The sequence below is a fragment of the Acinetobacter sp. GXMZU3951 genome (assembly GCF_054457875.1).
Genome location: NZ_JBTLFO010000002.1, coordinates 1 through 17,386, shown reverse-complemented (window position 1 = coordinate 17,386; position 17,386 = coordinate 1). Strand labels below are relative to the sequence as shown.

Genomic DNA, 17,386 nt, shown 5'->3' with positions numbered 1-17,386 from the left:
AACAATATGACCTGCCATTTAACTCTATTTAAAAACTACTTATTTTTATCAATTGCATTAACACATTTTTTTTTAGCCTCAGAATAGGATTTTAAAAAATATTTTTTAGAATAATTATAATAATTTTCTGAAACTACTCTTTTTGAATAGTCCAACGCCCAAAGCTCACTAGCGAGAGAAACCATCATAGTACAATACCTATATGGATTATCTACTTCCATTGAACCAAACTTTTCTTTACTTACTTCAAAAAGAATTTTATATTTAAGGCTATGATCTGCCACATCACTAATATTATTTAAGTTTATTTTTAACTCCTCATTTTTCAACTTCTCCAAATAATCATTAAGTTCTTCAAAACTATCCAAATCTTTAACTTGATAGTGAAAATCCACATGACGTTTTTTATCAATTATAATATTATTTAAATTTTCTTCATATTTCCTTCTACTTTCTATAGATTCAGGCTCATTAATGTAATGATATTCATCAGAACTCACCACCTTTTCCAAGCTATTTTTTTTAAATAAATAAACAAATAACACAACTATTACAACCAGAAAAAATATATTAAAATACTTAACCATAAATCACCTAAATACAAAAAAAAGAAAATAAAAATTAATCACCTCACCTCTAATATTCCATATAACTTCATTTTTTTATTTTGATAAGGCTTTGTTGCACAAACCTATCTCTAAAGGCTTATTCCACAATATAATTTTGAGATGAATAAGCCTACACCTAAAATCTACCGTACAACCAATTGGTCCACATACAACCGAGCTCTCATTAATCGTGGGAATATTGCCATTTGGTTTGATCCCAAAACACAATGGTACGCTCAACCAAAAAGCAAACATGGTCGAAATCAAACTTATTTCGATATAGCCATCCAATGCCGCTTAATGATTAAATCCATATTTCGTCTTTCTCTACACATGGTCAAGGGCTTTGTACAAAGCCTGATTAAACTTTGCGGATTAGATTGGGCGGCATCTACTTATCGACTCCACTGGTTTGAAATCTCTAGGTGAAGGTGAATGGAAACGTAAGAAACATCAGCCTGAATATCGTCGACAATGGCGTAAACTACATATTGGTATAGATGCGAAAACCCTACAAATACGAGCAGTTCAGCTCACAACGAATAATGTCAGTGATTCACAAGTCCTTGGGGATTTACTTGATCAAATTCCGTTGGATGAACAGATTGATTCAGTTTATACAGACGAGGCTTATGACACAAAACAATGCCGTCAGGTCATTGCAGATCGGCAAGCACATGCAATTATTCCACCCAGAAAAAATGCAAAGCCTTGGAAAGATACAAAAGTTCTTTCGCAAGAGAGAAATGAATTACTAAAAATAGTTAAGCGTCTAGGAAGATCCTTTTAGAAAAAGTGGTCTGGTTATCATCGGCGAAGTTTGGTCGAAACCAAGATGCATTGCATCAAATTATTAGGCGATAAACTCTGCTCAAAGAATTTTGACAGCCAAGTGAATGAGATCCATGCACGTGTAGCCGTATTAAATAAATTTACAGAATTAGGCAGACCTCATACCCAAGTTGTAACCTAAATTTTAGCAACTTAGGAAAACTTTACCTTCAAAGGCTTTATGCAAAAAAGCCAGATAAAAACAATACTGAAATAACTTTCATAAATTTACTCTTAATATTTAACCTAGAGTTAAAAAGGAAATACTAATCGAAGCATTAGAATAAATATTATTGCCTCTACTAAAACCAATTTATATAGCTTTGGGTGATTTTAAATTAAACCATTCACTTGATGGTATGGTCACACCTAGCCGCACATTACGAATATTTTTCTCCTGCACAAGCTGCACCACCTTTTAAAAAACCCATCACTTTCTATCTATATAATTAAAAAAAACCTCAACCATTAAAATACCAATGCTTATTATTACTCCACCTACAACACTTATCGACAACGCTAGCCCAATTGAACTTTCTTCACCACTTGAAATATCTGAAAAAACCATCAACAAAAACATTACTATAGAAATTAAAAAACCTCTTACTACAACATTAATAATAGGATGTTCATTTGCTTTAAAATTAGTGATAAAAATACTCATAATCACTTCAACTAGAATTGTAAACATTAAACTGTCCTATTTTTTACTCGGATTTTCTTTATCTTCTGCTGCAGCTTTTACTGCTCGGGAAGCTGCTTGTCCCATTATTTGCTCATTCGCAAATACAACCATTCCTGAAGCATTATTTTTGACAAATTTCCCAATATTTGGTGAATTTTCAGCCATACTTTTCCAACCTACTTGACCAAAACCAGCAGCAGCAGATGTTCCAGCCCCCCCAACCGCTCACAACTGCACTCGTTGCTGCTACCCCACCTGTTCGTACCAAATCAATATCCTTTATACATTTACAGTTGTATGCCTGTAAACCTACATCCATCCCGCCACCAATAAGAGCAGAAGTCCCTGCTGCTTTGCCAATAGTACTAGCTGACAGACCAGCACCTGGAAGCTTCGCACCAGTTCCAAGATAAGGCATAACTTTACGCGCGATCTGAGCGGCACCAGCTCCTCCGCCTGTTACCGCCCCAGCTACAGCATATGGTCCATACCCAGCAACTACAGCAGCTCCTAAAACGGTATTGTTAATCGCACCTTGATTTCTTAAATCTCTCCGTAATGCAGGATCTTTAGCAAACCCACTCATTGTATTTGGAAATAAATTCCCCAATAAACCAGGACTTTATGTTGGTTTATTATTCATGACAGGGAAATCATTTCGTCCCATACCTCGATTAACTTTAGCCTGCTCAGTCGCTTTACGCTGACGCTCAACAATCGGAGCATTCCTACGGTTAAAATCTTGAGAATAGCGTTCATAATTTAACTGATTAGAATTCTTATTTTTCTCTGCCATCAATCCCATCGGATCGACCCATTGAGTTGGATCACTTACATAGGCAGAAGTGTTATATCCACCAAATAACCCTATCGGATCTTTACTTACATACCTTGCACTATACGGCTCATAATGACGATAACGGTTATAATGCAGTCCTGTTTCATGATCATAATACTGGCCTTGGAATCTGAGATTACTCTGCTCAAATGGATTATGCTTATCTAGCATTTGAATCTCGAGTACAGTACCCCACGTATCCTGCGTAATTTCCCAGACACATTCACCTGCTGCATTACTCAATGTTTGTGGTGTTCCCACCTGATCACAATGATAAAAAGACGTTTGCTCTAAAGACACACGGTTTTTACGTGTATCTGTGTTCCAGACTGGATCTTTATAAATAGAATAAGGCTTGTGGAGATATTCACTATAATCAGGTGTTTCTATCAGCTGAATAAAACCTTGATACCCCGCCTGCATTAACGGTACAAAGCTATCAGGCTCATAGACATAATGTTTGGTATAGCTCTTCTGGGGATTGTCCGTATTTTGACTTGATTCCCAAATCATCAAATCACCATCCCAACCAAATAAGGTGAAGTCTTGGCTTGATGATTTCTTATATAAACGACGTCCAAAGACATCATAACCATACTGAGTCACTTGCCCATTCAAGTTACTTTGGATCAAACGGTTATGATTGTCCCACGTCAGTTTTAAAGTTTTACCATTTTGCGTGGTTTCAATCACATTGCCTTGTACATCATATTGATAATGCTTGCCTTGATACTGTTTGATTAAATTATTTTTGGCATGTGTTGTCTGATTCATTGGATCAACCAAATTCCCCGCTGGATCAAACTTAAAACTTTCGTTTTTATGCAGGCTCTGGGTTGAAATCAAACGTCCAATCGGATCATATTGATAATTGAGGTGTCCTAAACGACTGTCTTCAACTTGGGTGAGCAAATAGTTTTTATCATATTGATAATGTCTATACGCTTGATAACGTAAAAAATCTGAGGTTTCTTGCTCAGGCTCAATCTGTTGAGAAATCAATAACCCCACATCATTATAATGCTTGGTTTGTACCAAACCATTTGCCAGAAAACGTACCGTTTCACGATGCAAATCATCTCGCTGAAAAGAAACAATATCCTGTTGGTTAAATGCAATTCCGTAGATATGCCCTGAACCATAGCTTAGATTCGTCTGTTCCTGTCCATCGGGACGAATGGTTTTGACAGGATTGCCAAGTTCATCATATTCATAACGCAATACAGCCGTTACATTTAACATTTTATAATGCTGGTGTTCACGCACCAATTGCCCGAGCTCGTTACGATACATTTGAACTTGGCTCTCAGCATTACTGGCTGAGCTTAATTGTTGATTTAAGTTATATTCAAAATGCTCTGTCTGGCTTTGATGGGTATGCAGGTTGGTATAAGTTTTTGAAGCAATCTGTCCATCATCATGATAGCTAAATTCAGTCAAGATATTAGGTTGGCGAATCTGGAATAACTGACCATTCTCACTATAGCTATAATGCTTTTCTTCACCATCAAATGCTTGTTCGCGAACTAACTGACCAAACTTGTTATAGCCAAACTGGTATTCAGCCTGATTCTGGTTAATGAGCTTTTGAATACGTCCTTGTTTATCCCATGCATAACCCACACGGTGCTGATTGGCATCAATCCGATGCTCAAGCAAGCCGACAGTATTGTATTGATATTGAGTGGTTAAGCCGTTGGTGTCCGTATGTTTAAGCAAACGTCCTTCTTGATCATACTCAAATATCTCTTTTAATCCATCTGGATAAACAATAGCTTGCAGTTGACCTTTGTCTTTGCCTCGTGTGCTATAAAGATATTGAAATTTCTGCTCATTCGCTGCTTGCTGAGCACTCAGGTCACCTTCTTCATCATATTCCCATGTACTGCTTTTACCTGAACAATCGGTATAAGACAGCATTTGACCTTGATCATTGTACTGGATTTTTTTGATGCCTCCTTTGGCTTCAATTACTTCTACAACTTGATTATTGTTGTTGTATTTATATTGGGTAACATGACATAAAGGATTAATTTCTTTACTGATATTACCATTGGCATCATATTCACGTTTCCAGATTGAGATTCATGCCCTTGTGGCAATATTAAATAAATTGACGGATTTATGCAGATACCACGCCCGAGTTATAACTTAAATTTGAGTAGACAGGGAAAATCTTGATTTCTAAATACTTGTATAATAAAGCCATTTAAAATTAAAACCTTAAATCTTGTAGACTTTTATAACACTATTCGATTACAATTTAAATTTAATAAACCTTATTAATTAATGAAATTATTTATAAAAATTATTTTATACTTTGTATTTATTTTTCTTACCCTATTAATTGTAACTTCATCTCTCAACCTGCAATCAAAAGTTTTTAAATTATTTCATCCTGACTGGGTTAATATAAAAGATTACAAAATAATCAATTATAAAGTTTACTGCACAAGTAAACCTTGGCGACGAGGAATGGATAGAAATGCTCGTGGAGATATAAAATATGAGTATAAATATAAGAATATTGCATATACATCAGAAAAAGAAGATTTTTTAGTCTTATATAGATTAAAAATTTTTGAAAATTGTAATGAGATGAAAGAGAAAAATATCTCTATATTTAATGAGATAAAGAAAAACAATGAAATAAAAATTTTTATTTCACCAGACATGAAAAAATCGAAAATATTGATAACAAAAAAAGGTTTATCATTTAGAAACTCTTGGATGATAAACCTTTTTTTAGAAATCCAATTAATATTTTTTATCTTAATCGGATTAACTATATATTTAACAGTGACTTCTAAAAAGTAACCTGCTTAAAACTATTGAAACTGCTCTAAAGCTTCTTTTGCTGGCTCATATCCATTATCGGCAGCTTTCTTGAACCAAAATTTAGCTTTTTCATAATCTGAGTAAACATTAGCATACATATAGGCTAAATTATTTTGAGCCTCAGGTACGCCTTTTTCTGCTACTTTTGTATATAACTCTAGAGCTTTTGCATTATCTTGCTTAATAAAACTACCATCAGAATAAATATTTGCTAAATTATATTGAGCTTCAGAAAGATTTTGATCCGCAGCTTTTTTATATAACTCTAAAGCTAAATTAAAATCTTTTTCTACTCCATGTCCTTCAAGATAAGCATTTGCTAAATTGTATTGAGCTTTCGCATAACCTTGATTAGAGGCTAATTTATAAAACTCTAGAGCTTTTGATCTATCTTTATTTACATAATAGCCATTATCATACATTAAACCCAAATTATATTGAGCTTCTGGAAAATTGTTTTTAGCTGCTTTCTCATACCAATAGTAAGCTTTTTCATCATTCTTTTGAATTCCAATTCCTTTGAAATACATTCCTGCTAAATCATTTTGTGCAATAGGCAATCCTTTTTCGGCTGCCATTTGGAAATAAGATAAGGCTTTTTGATAGTCCTTAGGAACATCTTTGCCTAAGAAATATTTACCACCTTGTTCATATAGTTGGCTTGATTCATTTTGAGCTTTATTTTGTTGGGGAATAGGTTTTGAGCAGCCCACAGTACCTAATATAAATACACTTATAAGGCTAGAAATTATTAAATATTTTAAATTCATAATACATCTCTTCTAAATTAATCCGCTCCAACTATATGCCATTCTAACATTGGATCTCTTTTTATAGCCTCTTGTTTCTCTCTCTCTGCTGCTTTTGTCTCAACTTGATCCAATATATCTACCGCATTGAGAACACCTTGAGCTGTTTCTATAGCAGTATTTGTTTTTCCAACAGTTTCTCCTAAATTATTCCCCGATTCTTTTAACCCATATTTTAACCCTATGGCAGCACCAGCACAGGTAAGACCGACAACTGTAGCTTTTCTAGGATCTAACCGTTTTATTGCTACTTTAGCGCATTTTCCTGCAGCAGCAAGCCCTGCTACTTCACCCGTCTTTTCTCCAGCTTTAGATAGTACTAATGTAGAAGATTTTGTTGCAAGAGCTTCAGGATTTCTGTCAACTATAGCTAATGTTAACTCTACTCCATCTGCAAAGTTACCTGCTTTTGATCCCAATTTATCAATCTTGGTACCGAATTTTTTAGTATTAAATACTTTTGTATGTTGATTACCTTTAAATATTTGTCCTGTCTGAGGATTTTCTTTATAAAATCGAAATTCTTTAGCTTTTTCCAACCTTTTTTTGCTAAATAATGGAGTATTTTTTGAGTGGATAAGACCCCATCTAAAATTGTAATTATCTACAACAGAGGTTCCATCTTTTAAATACCCTAATACATCTGAAGTTTTTGCAGCTACATTACCCGCCGTTTCAAGATGTTCTCTAGTAAAAACTAAAACAGGTTTTCCATTTTGATTTACTTTCTGCTGTAAATTTTTCTGCTCATTTGCCATCATTATCACTCTCAATACTTTTTGAATATTCAATTATTTATGATAGTTACTTCTCAAATAATCACCTTTCTCTGTCGTTTCTTCTAACAAATTAATCTCTTTCAAAATCTTAGGGCTTACTAAAATTATCTCTCTTACCAAGTTGTTTTCTATTCTTAGTATTGGTTTAAATTCATTAGTAATTAAACTTTTAACAGATAGTATTGGAAAGTCATCTTTAGGACATACAAATACTGCTTCACCATCGTTATTTGTTCTACATACAACAAGAGTTTTATTATTATCATTACTTAAATTAAAATCTAAATTTGGTATAGGATCTCCTACAAGATCTAGAAATTTAATATAAGTATTATCCTCAATAGTTCCACCAAAACGATTAATATAATAGTGCCATTCATCGCCACCAATCAGGACTTTAACTTTTTCCTTTTCTTGAGATTTAATGCGTCCAGTCCTACCATACTGATCAAGGAAGCCAGTTTTTACTTGTCCATTTGAATGTAAAACAGAATATCTAATATTAGATGTATCAGGGAATAAATTATAAACATCTAATTTATTACTGAATGGCAATTGAACATTAGGAAACTCTGGTAAGGAAAAATTAACTTTCTTTCCACTTTTAAAAAGATGCTGCCCTGCCTTCACCTCAAACTTGCCACCCGTGGTCGGGAAAATACCTGAACCATCAATTTTAAGTTGCGAACCACCTGCGGTAATCACAATCTCTTTCGGACTGGTAATTTCAATGCGGTCTTCAGTCGAAACAATTTGAATATTTTGTTTGGCCAAAATACTCAAGGCATCACTTTGCGCTTGTATTTCAAACTTGCCTTTGGCCGCCACTTGCTTAATGCCGCCCTGTGCTGCAAATAAACTGGCTTTACCACTCACATGTGTAATCAGATTTTTTTGCGTGGTGAAATTGATGCTGTCGCCTGCAAACTGGTTAATTTGCCCATCTGCGGAAACATGAATGTCTGCATTGGTGCTTAAACCAATCCCATCTGGCGAGTTTAAAAGTAACAATGCCTTTTCAAATTTTGCAATCTGCGCTTGAATTTGGTCTGCAAACTCCTTGAGTTGTTCAATCGACTCGATTTCATCAGTTTGCTGATTCTTGGCGACTTCACTGAGGGCTTTGGCATTACTCTGGTTGTTTTCTAACTGTTGTTTGGCTGGTTGAGCATCCAGATGTTCGCCTTCTGCTTGTGCTTGTGCATGCGTGCTGATTAATAATCCTTCACCTGCACGTACTGCCCCCCATTGGTCAGTCCGAAGCTCAAAACCTTCACCACGGTCTTCACTTTCCGCCTGATCTTTAGGATGGCTGAGTTTGCCTAAATTAAGCTGACTTGCCGCATGACTGCTTTGCAACTGGGCACTGATTTGTCCCGTGGTATCATCAAAGCGTAACTGGTTAAAGCCCTGCCCCTGATATTCTTTGGATTTAATACCTGCCAGTTTTTTGGTCTCAGGCAGTTGTCCTGCATTATCGAATTTGGTTGGGTGGCGTTGTGCTTCATGAATTCGCCCCACCACAAACGGACGGTCAATGTCCCCCTGAAAGAAGTCAATCACGACCATTTCCCCAATACGTGGCAAGAAACGTGCCCCGTAGCCTTCACCCGCCCATGGGGTCAGTACATCCACCCAAGCCGAGTCGGTATCATTGTCGTTACTGCCTGCACCACCATCATGTGTATGGTCTTCATTTCTGGTGAATAGAAAACGGACTTTGATGCGCCCCCATTCATCGACATGAATTTCTTCACCACTTGGTCCGACCACTTTTGCCCGTTGTCGGTATGCAGATGGACGGTGCTGCTCAGGATGATAGGCTGGAACGGTTTTAATCTGCCGACGTTGTAACTGTAGTTGATTGGCTTGGCGTTGTTCTGGGTCTATGGTGCCATTCCAGATGGGTTGCTGCCAGTTGCTCTGTTGCAGTAGTCGGAGCAGCTGTTGATTGAGGTCTTTAGGTAGGTTGTTTTGACTATAAAAGGTTTTTTCCGTAATCAGAAACTCTTGGTCCGCACCGCTATGTAAATGAATTTCAGGGTGATCTTCCAAGATAAACCAGTAACCGACCTGAGCATCGCGTACCGTAGAATAGGCACTAAAGTGCTTGGCTTGTGCGTGGTAGTAGTCTGATAGCTGCTGATTGAATTGTTCCAGTTGCGGATTACCCGATGCGGTTGCCCCATCTTCTCCCTTCAGGTCTTGCATCCATGCGGGTGCAAAGTGCCAAGCTTGTTCTAGCCCTAGACTGCTGTGGTCATATTGTTCGCTCTGCTGTTGTTTGCTGTAGACGCTGCCTGCACCATCTTCTTGGCTCAAGGCATCAGCTTGCCAGCGTTGGACATGTACCGCTGTCGGTTGTAACTGACGTTGTGCCTGCCAGTGAGTAATGCTGTCTGCTGTTTGTACGGTACTGCTCTGCTGAAAGCGGATACTGCGTCTTGGTAGGGCTTGGTAGTGCTGATTGTCATCAATCAGGCGAAGCTTTTGTGCTTGAATCGGGTGATTGATGTGGGGAACTAAGGGCTGTGCTTCATCGATCAGCCAATTGATGCCTTCACTTCTCAGTAAGCGGGTTAAAAAGTCATCATCGCTTTCGTTACTTTGCATCATGAAGGGACGGACATCATAGTCTCGACTCAATCCTGTTAAATCAAGGCTTAGACTGGCCGCAAACAGCGGACTTTTTTGTTGCCACTCCTGGAACAGGATGTTGACCACATCCACCACGCTTTTATTCATAAACACACGACTATTACGACGTTGTTTCCATAATGCAGTAGGGTCTTGTACAGTGAGACGATATAGGGTGAGTGCACCATCATGCGCACCGACATCAGCTTGGGTAATGATCCCTGTGATACGACTCAACTGTCCTGTATCCGTCACTTGATCAATCGCAACCTGACAGCCAATAAACTGTTTTAGCGGAATAAAGGCATGCGTGGACAGACACATTAAGCTGGCTGTTAAACCTTGGTTCAACGCATGTGTCCCATCAATCCGCTGTAAATAGACCTGCTGATTGAGCATAGGATGGGAAAACTGAAGATGTAGCACACGTTTTTGCGCAGTGAACCCCAGCTGTTCAAGCGCCGCATAAATATGATTCAACATAATGTTTTTAATAAATATAAAGTTAATGTCGTAATTATAAAGTTTGCCGTATAGTATAAAAAATTAGCGACTATAGCCAGTGCTGATCTTAAATTTAGGGCACTTTGTGACATAAATTGGCAATATAAAAAGGAATCCGCGCAGACTCATTCTGTCTAAAGATGTATTAATCTTGGGTTTAAATTAATTTCAATGCCCGATGGCACAAAAAACAAAATAACAATAAAAATCAATGAAATAAATTCAACTATTTTTTAGCTACTATCCCATCGAAAATCTAGTTTATGACGTCATAATCATCACAATATTCGACTTATTCCTTGATGGTTGTGTTTACAAAATTATTTCCACCAAGGTTATACCAGACTTGCAGGATTAAGCCTGTGCTTTTAACCAGCTCACAAAAGCATCGACTTTCGGTAAACACCGATCTTGAGGTGAAGCCAGATAATAATGTTGCTGACATGCCATCCGCATTTCGGGAAAAGGCATGATCAACTCCCCTCGCTCGAGATCTTGCTGAACCAATCTTTTTCTGCCCATACAAACCCCAAGATGGTGCTTGGCTGCCAAAATCGCCAGATCAGAGCGATCAAACTGCATCCCTTTTGTGGTCTCCAGCTCTATTGCAAAATGATTGACCCAACTCTGCCACTCTTCAGTTCCCGTACCGTTACTCCATGCTTGACTGTCATGCAACAAAGTACAATCCTGTAAATGCTGTATATGACCGATTAAATTCATCTTTTTGGCATATTCCGAGCTACAGACTGGCACGATCTGTTCATCCATTAGATACTGATAATTCAGATTTACTGCAGGCTGATGGTCAAAATAAAGTGCCAGATCAATCCCTGTCCGTTGCAAATTAACAGTGTCATTACCTGTTAAAATCGACAACTCAATCAGTGGATATTTTTGAATAAAATCCTGAAGTTTAGGAATCAGCCAACATTGGGTAATAGAGGGCCGTGCATAAATGGTGAGCGAGCCTGCCAAAGCCTGATTCTGAATAGCATGTAGCTCATTATTCAATTGATCAAGCGAAGATTGCATCGCAATAAACAGCCGTTGACCTTCATGGGTCAATTCCACTTTACGATGTAATCTTAAAAACAGTGGAAAATTAAGTTCATTTTCTAATTGACTGATTTGATGGCTGACCGCACTGGGCGTCAAACACAGCTCTTCCGCAGCCAGAGCAAAAGATTGATGTCGAGCTGCGACTTCAAAGCTATACAGTTTGGCCAACTGAAACCCCGTCAAACTTTTATGGATGGTCGACATTTACACACTCCCCGCTACTCATTCAGCTGTATGTATGCCGATCTAAAACCAGCCTATTCAGGTGAGCATACATCATCATTTATAATAAAAAATCTGGTTTTATGTATTTTCAGATGAATCATTTTAATCTCAAAGCAAAATATCATCATTTGACTGCGCTGAATAAATACATTGAAATGCCAGAACAAGATTTTTTTAACACGACCATATTCTGTTTTCTGCCTGCCCATTTCTGAATGAGCCCCCATATGAACGCTCAGCAAATACATCGCCTCATTGAACAATTTCCCATCGTACAAACACTTATCGACTTAAAAGAAATACTTTGGCTCAATCCGAATTTTACGACCTTAACAGCGGGGCTGCCTTATGTCGGACTGAATCAAGCCGATATTGATGATGCACGTGATCGTTTAACACGTTTTGCACCCTATTTAATGCAAGCCTTCCCAGAAACAGCTAAAAATCAGGGTATTATTGAATCTGAACTGGTCCGTATTCCCAATATGCAACAACAGCTCGGCAGTCAGTTTGGTAAAAAACTGCAAGGCACTCTATGGTTAAAATTGGACAGTCATTTACCCATATCGGGTTCAATTAAAGCTCGGGGTGGCATTTATGAAGTGTTATGTCATGCCGAAAAGCTTGCCTTGTCAGCAGGATTACTCAAACTTGATGATGACTACAGCAAGTTAAATCAGCCGGAATTTAAAGCTTTTTTCAGTCAATACAGTATTGCAGTCGGCTCGACAGGAAATTTAGGACTTTCGATTGGCATCATGAGTGCTCAATTGGGCTTTAAAGTCACGGTACATATGTCCGCAGATGCACGGCAATGGAAAAAAGATAAATTACGTGCCCACGGTGTCAACGTGGTTGAATATCTTGAAGATTACGGAGTTGCCGTTGAGCAAGGACGCAAAGCGGCGTTAAACGATCCACACTGCTATTTCATAGATGATGAAAACTCCAAAACGCTATTTTTAGGCTATGCCGTTGCAGGTCAACGCTTAAAACAACAATTGCAGCAACGCCAGATTGAGGTTAATCAGGATCATCCTTTATTTGTCTATTTACCTTGTGGTGTGGGTGGTGGTCCTGGTGGAGTTGCTTTTGGTCTAAAAATGGCTTTCGGCGATCATGTGCATTGCTTTTTTGCCGAACCGACTCATTCCCCTTGTATGTTATTGGGCATTGCGACAGGTCTACATGACCAGATTTCGGTACAGGATATTGGTATTGATAACATTACTGCTGCAGATGGATTAGCTGTGGGTCGTGCATCTGGGTTTGTAGGGCGTGCTATGCAACGGCTACTGGATGGACTTTATACCTTGGATGACCAAACGCTCTATCAATTACTTGGTCTACTCCATCAAACTGAAGACCTAAAACTAGAACCTTCTGCCTTAGCAGGGATGTTAGGACCTCTCCTGATTTCGCAACATCCAGAATATGCTGCGATACATCATTTCACAGCCACACAATTGCAAAATGCCAATCATATTGTTTGGGGAACGGGCGGAGGAATGGTACCACCTGAAGAAATGCAGAAATACCTGAGTAAAGCACAGAAATAGGATTTCGTCTTTCTGCGAGCTGATTTTAACTATCCATAATCTGGTCAATTCAGCTTTGAAAAAACTGAAAATATAGTGATTGGCGTGGAAGCAAAGCTTCAACCTCAATCTACTCTTTTTTGAAATCATGCAAGTATAAAAAACCTCTCCAAAATAAAATTTGGAGAGGGTCGATTGAAACTAGAAAAAGCTTAAATCACAATCACTCCCATACCATTCACGATATCGTTATCAACATAGACCGTATTCGCCCCCAAAGTATATTGAGTAACTTGCACTCCACCAATCATGCTTGATGCACCTTTAATTGCACCGATCATTTCAACCTGATCATGGGCATCACCAAAAATTTGCAATGATGTGCCACCCGTGACATTTAAAACATCTGAAGCAGTTAAGGTGAGTTTTGAACCTGCTTGTTCATTACCCAAATCAATCCGTTCAATATTATGAATAGTAGATTCACTAGCGCCATTATAATTCGACAAATCCAAATCAATACCACCAAGCAGTGTCAATGTATCTGTACCAACACCACCATCTATCGCAGCGAAGCCAGTGCCTGAAATCATGATCAAGTCATTACCATTGCCACCATTGAGCGTGTCATAACCATTAGCATCAATCAGGATATCATTACCATCTCCACCGTTAAGGGTATCATTACCTGCACCTCCTCTTAGCAAGTCATTTCCATCACCGCCATTTAGAGTATCATCACCATCAAAACCGTAAAGTCGTTCATGAATAGAGCCAGATGGACTACTATTTAAAGTATCATTTGCAGAAGTTCCTTGAATACTATCGTAGTTTTCTTGACCACCTAACAAACTTTGAAGCACATCAGTATTGACTAAAGAGCTAAATGAATCGGAATCAGATAAACCATAGCTATCTGTTGCGGTAATGCTAAAACTACCTAAAGCACTAATGTCTAATCCAGTTGCCAATCCAAGTAAGTTTAGATCAGAACCAAGTTTAATCGTGGCTAACAACTCATTAATAGCCAAGTTATCAATATTACCACCATCGAGTGCCGTGATTGTCAACGTAGAAGTAGGGCCTACGAGGCCTAGAATACCTGTATTAACTACATTAATTTCAAGCCCTAGCTCTGCAGCCAACTGAGCAGATGCAGACAAGCTAAACTCTCCCAAACTCACACCGATAAGACCAGTGAACTTAACTTCGACAGACCGTAAATTTTGATTAGCATCAACAGCTACAAACGCTTGCTGATCTAAATCAACAATGCCAAGCACATCTGCACCAATTAACCCGAGTAATGTTGCATCTGAAGCCTGTGTTATAGGTGCCACATTATTCGCGCTCCCCACATATGGAGTCGCAGAATCGAATGTCACAGTCGTTGAAGCAGTATCACCATCATTATCGCTAATCACTGCATCAATTGAAGTAACCGAATTAACATTGATGAGCTGTTGATCTACCAACAGGTTGCCATTTTTAAGTAAATTTTCAATGACCTCTTGTTGTGATGACGTCCCAATTAAATCCACGCCAGTAAACGTGATTTGCTGATCGGCTGTTGTGGTTGGTGAAGCTGCTGATATAGCACCAGCTGTACTAATATATAAAATGGTATCTGCACCATTTTTTATAAAATATAAGAAGTTGGTTAAATTCCCTACATTTGTACCCAAAACCTCTGTATCGATTAATAGCCCACGCAGATCAAGAATATCGCCACCGCCTGCTGCAGGTTGCTTAGAAAAGTCAGTGATAGTATCCTTTGCTCTACCATTGCCTACTGTACCCTGATCATCCTTTTCCCATAAGAAAATGTCATTGCCTGATCCTCCTGTCAGGGTGTCATCCCCTTTGCCACCACTCAAAATGTCATTACCTGAACCACCAATGAGCGTATCATTGCCTATGCCACCACGCAGCAAATCATTACCTTCGCCACCATTTAATGTGTCATTACCGGCATGGCCGTATAAACGATCATCACCTATGGTTCCAACTTTATTCTGACTTCCACTTCCTCCTTCCCAAACGCCGGCCGTATTATTGGAAGGATTTAACAAACCAATTCCCACTAAATCCGTATAAGAATCAGTAGAGGTTTTACCCATACTGTCTGTAGCTGAAATAGAAAGTGTTGGTAGAACAGAGACATCTAATAATGAACTTAATGACACTGTTGCCAAAAACTCATTCAATTTTAAATTATCAATTGTTCCGCCATTGGCTGCTGTAATTACAATTTGAGAATATGTTTGAAGAACAAGTAAAGTAAAGTCATTCGTTAGAGAAATGTTTAAACCAAACTCACTTGCAATTGATTGTGACCAAGTCAAGTTAAATGGTGTAAGTAAAGCTAACGATACAGCCGTACTATAACGAACAGTAACCGACTGGATGTCATTATTCGGATCTACTGCCGTTAAGAGTTGATTACTTCCTATTTGAACTAAATTTAATACATCTGCACTAACCAAGCCCAATAAACTGGAAGATTTATTAATTCCAACAATTGGGACCTGTTGTACAACCTCGGTGTCATAGCCATAGTGACCCGTGAGCATATCAACAACTATAACTTCACCAGACCCTGTATGGATTGTTAGCTCATCACTTGCTGCATCAAAAGTATAAGTGATTAACCCCGCTGAGCCTGATGCAGTAATCGAGTCTGTTGTCGGCGAATAACTCAAAGTATAATCATCTAGCGTAATGCTTTTGACATAACCATGATCTGCACCATAACTCACAACCAGCTCACCTTCTTGTGCAGGAGAAAGCATATCTACCACATAGGTTGTATCAGGTTGAGCAATAGGACTATCATCTTCAACATTAATGACCAGTGTCGTATTACTTGCTCCATTAACTGCATCAATGGCAGTCACAGTAAAGCCTAACGCTAAAATATCCTCAAGGGTTGAATTCGAGTGATCTAAAGACTTTTGTAAGGTAAAGGTATAAGCACCTGATGTTGCAATAGTTAAAGTAGCAATATCTGTTGTGCCGACTCGTCCCGTCAAGGTATAAGAACTATCAGGATTTGAAACACCCGTCCAAACGACAGTTTGCCCACCTGAGGTAATCCCTGTTGGCCCAGTAACGATTACAGCATTAATTAAACTACCAATATTTAAATTTCCACTAATAGATGCAGCATCAGTCGTATCTGTTGGACTGCCATCCGTATCTTGATTTCCTCCTGTTAATCCTTCCTCTGATACAGTTGGAATCGATGTAATATCAATGCTGTAAAGCTGGCTATCACTCACTGGTGTTGACACGTTACCGGCTGCATCCGTAAAGGTTACCTGAGCATCTACCGTGGTATCTGGATCATTCAGCAAGTCATCACCAGCTACATCAACACTCCATGTACCTGCCACTGTATCTACTGTCGCATCGTAGTCTGTACCATTGATGGTTACGGTCACAGTCGTCTCCGCTGCATCTGCTGGAATACCTGTTAAGGTCCCTGTCAGGGTAACAGTACCAACGGATTCCACTGCATTCAGGACGTTGTCTGACGTAACAGGGTCTATGCTAATACTGGCTGCACTATTGTCTGGTGCTATGGTATCCACGGTATAGCTTTGGCTATCACTCACTGGTGTTGACACGTTACCGGCTGCATCCGTAAAGGTTGCCTGAGCATCTACCGTGGTATCTGGATCATTCAGCAAGTCATCACCAGCTACATCAACACTCCATGTACCTGCCACTGTATCTACTGTCGCATCGTAGTCTGTACCATTGATGGTTACGGTCACAGTCGTCACCGCTGCATCGGCTGGAATACCCGTTAAGGTTCCTGTTAGGGTAACTGTAGCAACAGATTCCGCTGCATTCAGGACGTTGTCTGACGTAACAGGGTCTATGCTAATACTGGCTGCACTATTGTCTGGCACTGTAGCATCAACAGCAAAGTCCACTTCATTACTTGGATCACTGCTGTTCCCCGCTGCATCACTGATTTGCGCCACAACACTGTAGTCGCCATCTGCTGGAATTTGTGTATTCGGA

General features: G+C 38.8%; 12 protein-coding genes and 1 pseudogene. 3 read left to right on the top strand and 10 right to left on the bottom strand.

Annotation, left to right across the window (positions count from 1 at the left end):
* Window positions 1-35 precede the first annotated feature (35 nt).
* On the bottom strand, window positions 36-587 hold the full coding sequence (locus ACX17N_RS03220) for a hypothetical protein (RefSeq protein ID WP_458891143.1): 552 nt from the start codon (window positions 585-587) through the stop codon (window positions 36-38).
* Window positions 588-728: 141 nt separating this feature from the next.
* Between ACX17N_RS03220 and ACX17N_RS03215 the strand changes: the two are divergent.
* A pseudogene (locus tag ACX17N_RS03215) lies at window positions 729-1,581 on the top strand (IS5 family transposase).
* 288 nt (window positions 1,582-1,869) lie between these two features.
* Here ACX17N_RS03215 and ACX17N_RS03210 read toward each other — a convergent pair.
* From ACX17N_RS03210 to ACX17N_RS03195, 4 genes are read right to left on the bottom strand one after another with little or no spacing between them, the layout of a single operon-like run.
* On the bottom strand, window positions 1,870-2,130 hold the full coding sequence (locus tag ACX17N_RS03210) for a hypothetical protein (RefSeq protein WP_458891142.1): 261 nt from the start codon (window positions 2,128-2,130) through the stop codon (window positions 1,870-1,872).
* Window positions 2,131-2,139: 9 nt separating this feature from the next.
* Window positions 2,140-2,289, bottom strand: coding sequence for a hypothetical protein (locus ACX17N_RS03205; RefSeq protein ID WP_458891141.1), 150 nt, complete (start codon window positions 2,287-2,289; stop codon window positions 2,140-2,142).
* Window positions 2,282-2,710, bottom strand: a complete 429-nt coding sequence (locus ACX17N_RS03200; protein WP_458891140.1) for a hypothetical protein — start codon at window positions 2,708-2,710, stop codon at window positions 2,282-2,284. The genes ACX17N_RS03205 and ACX17N_RS03200 overlap by 8 nt, the downstream gene beginning before the upstream one ends.
* A gap of 36 nt (window positions 2,711-2,746) precedes the next feature.
* Window positions 2,747-4,882 (bottom strand): RHS repeat-associated core domain-containing protein, encoded by a 2,136-nt coding sequence (locus ACX17N_RS03195; protein ID WP_458891139.1) that lies wholly within the window; start codon window positions 4,880-4,882, stop codon window positions 2,747-2,749.
* A gap of 555 nt (window positions 4,883-5,437) precedes the next feature.
* Between ACX17N_RS03195 and ACX17N_RS03190 the strand changes: the two genes are divergently transcribed.
* A complete protein-coding gene (locus ACX17N_RS03190; RefSeq protein ID WP_458891138.1) occupies window positions 5,438-5,779 on the top strand; it encodes a hypothetical protein in 342 nt (113 codons plus the stop codon).
* Between the two features lie 11 nt (window positions 5,780-5,790).
* Here the strand turns inward: ACX17N_RS03190 and ACX17N_RS03185 are convergent, their stop codons facing one another.
* The 4 genes from ACX17N_RS03185 to dsdC form a co-directional block, all read right to left on the bottom strand.
* A complete protein-coding gene (locus ACX17N_RS03185) occupies window positions 5,791-6,570 on the bottom strand; it encodes a tetratricopeptide repeat protein (RefSeq protein WP_458891137.1) in 780 nt (259 codons plus the stop codon).
* A gap of 17 nt (window positions 6,571-6,587) precedes the next feature.
* Complete coding sequence (locus ACX17N_RS03180; RefSeq protein WP_458891136.1) at window positions 6,588-7,370, bottom strand: hypothetical protein; 783 nt, start codon at window positions 7,368-7,370, stop codon at window positions 6,588-6,590.
* Window positions 7,371-7,400: 30 nt separating this feature from the next.
* Window positions 7,401-10,508 (bottom strand): type VI secretion system Vgr family protein, encoded by a 3,108-nt coding sequence (locus tag ACX17N_RS03175; RefSeq protein ID WP_458891135.1) that lies wholly within the window; start codon window positions 10,506-10,508, stop codon window positions 7,401-7,403.
* Between the two features lie 375 nt (window positions 10,509-10,883).
* Complete coding sequence (dsdC, locus tag ACX17N_RS03170) at window positions 10,884-11,795, bottom strand: DNA-binding transcriptional regulator DsdC (protein WP_458891134.1); 912 nt, start codon at window positions 11,793-11,795, stop codon at window positions 10,884-10,886.
* Between the two features lie 248 nt (window positions 11,796-12,043).
* Between dsdC and ACX17N_RS03165 the strand changes: the two genes are divergently transcribed.
* Window positions 12,044-13,375 carry a D-serine ammonia-lyase gene (locus ACX17N_RS03165; RefSeq protein ID WP_458891133.1) on the top strand — a complete coding sequence of 444 codons (1,332 nt, stop codon included), beginning with the start codon at window positions 12,044-12,046 and terminating at the stop codon, window positions 13,373-13,375.
* A gap of 191 nt (window positions 13,376-13,566) precedes the next feature.
* Here ACX17N_RS03165 and ACX17N_RS03160 read toward each other — a convergent pair.
* Window positions 13,567-17,386 (bottom strand): beta strand repeat-containing protein (locus ACX17N_RS03160; RefSeq protein WP_458891132.1); only part of this gene is annotated, 3,820 nt, incomplete at its 5' end.

Excerpts from the sequence above, each read along its gene's own strand:
- ACX17N_RS03220 (WP_458891143.1), bottom strand. The coding sequence starts at position 587 with ATGGTTAAGTATTTTAATATATTTTTTCTGGTTGTAATAGTTGTGTTA.
- ACX17N_RS03210 (WP_458891142.1), bottom strand. The coding sequence starts at position 2,130 with ATGTTTACAATTCTAGTTGAAGTGATTATGAGTATTTTTATCACTAAT.
- ACX17N_RS03205 (WP_458891141.1), bottom strand. The coding sequence starts at position 2,289 with ATGGCTGAAAATTCACCAAATATTGGGAAATTTGTCAAAAATAATGCT.
- ACX17N_RS03200 (WP_458891140.1), bottom strand. The coding sequence starts at position 2,710 with ATGAGTGGGTTTGCTAAAGATCCTGCATTACGGAGAGATTTAAGAAAT.
- ACX17N_RS03195 (WP_458891139.1), bottom strand. The coding sequence starts at position 4,882 with ATGCTGTCTTATACCGATTGTTCAGGTAAAAGCAGTACATGGGAATAT.
- ACX17N_RS03190 (WP_458891138.1), top strand. The coding sequence starts at position 5,438 with ATGGATAGAAATGCTCGTGGAGATATAAAATATGAGTATAAATATAAG.
- ACX17N_RS03185 (WP_458891137.1), bottom strand. The coding sequence starts at position 6,570 with ATGAATTTAAAATATTTAATAATTTCTAGCCTTATAAGTGTATTTATA.
- ACX17N_RS03180 (WP_458891136.1), bottom strand. The coding sequence starts at position 7,370 with ATGATGGCAAATGAGCAGAAAAATTTACAGCAGAAAGTAAATCAAAAT.
- ACX17N_RS03175 (WP_458891135.1), bottom strand. The coding sequence starts at position 10,508 with ATGTTGAATCATATTTATGCGGCGCTTGAACAGCTGGGGTTCACTGCG.
- dsdC (WP_458891134.1), bottom strand. The coding sequence starts at position 11,795 with ATGTCGACCATCCATAAAAGTTTGACGGGGTTTCAGTTGGCCAAACTG.
- ACX17N_RS03165 (WP_458891133.1), top strand. The coding sequence starts at position 12,044 with ATGAACGCTCAGCAAATACATCGCCTCATTGAACAATTTCCCATCGTA.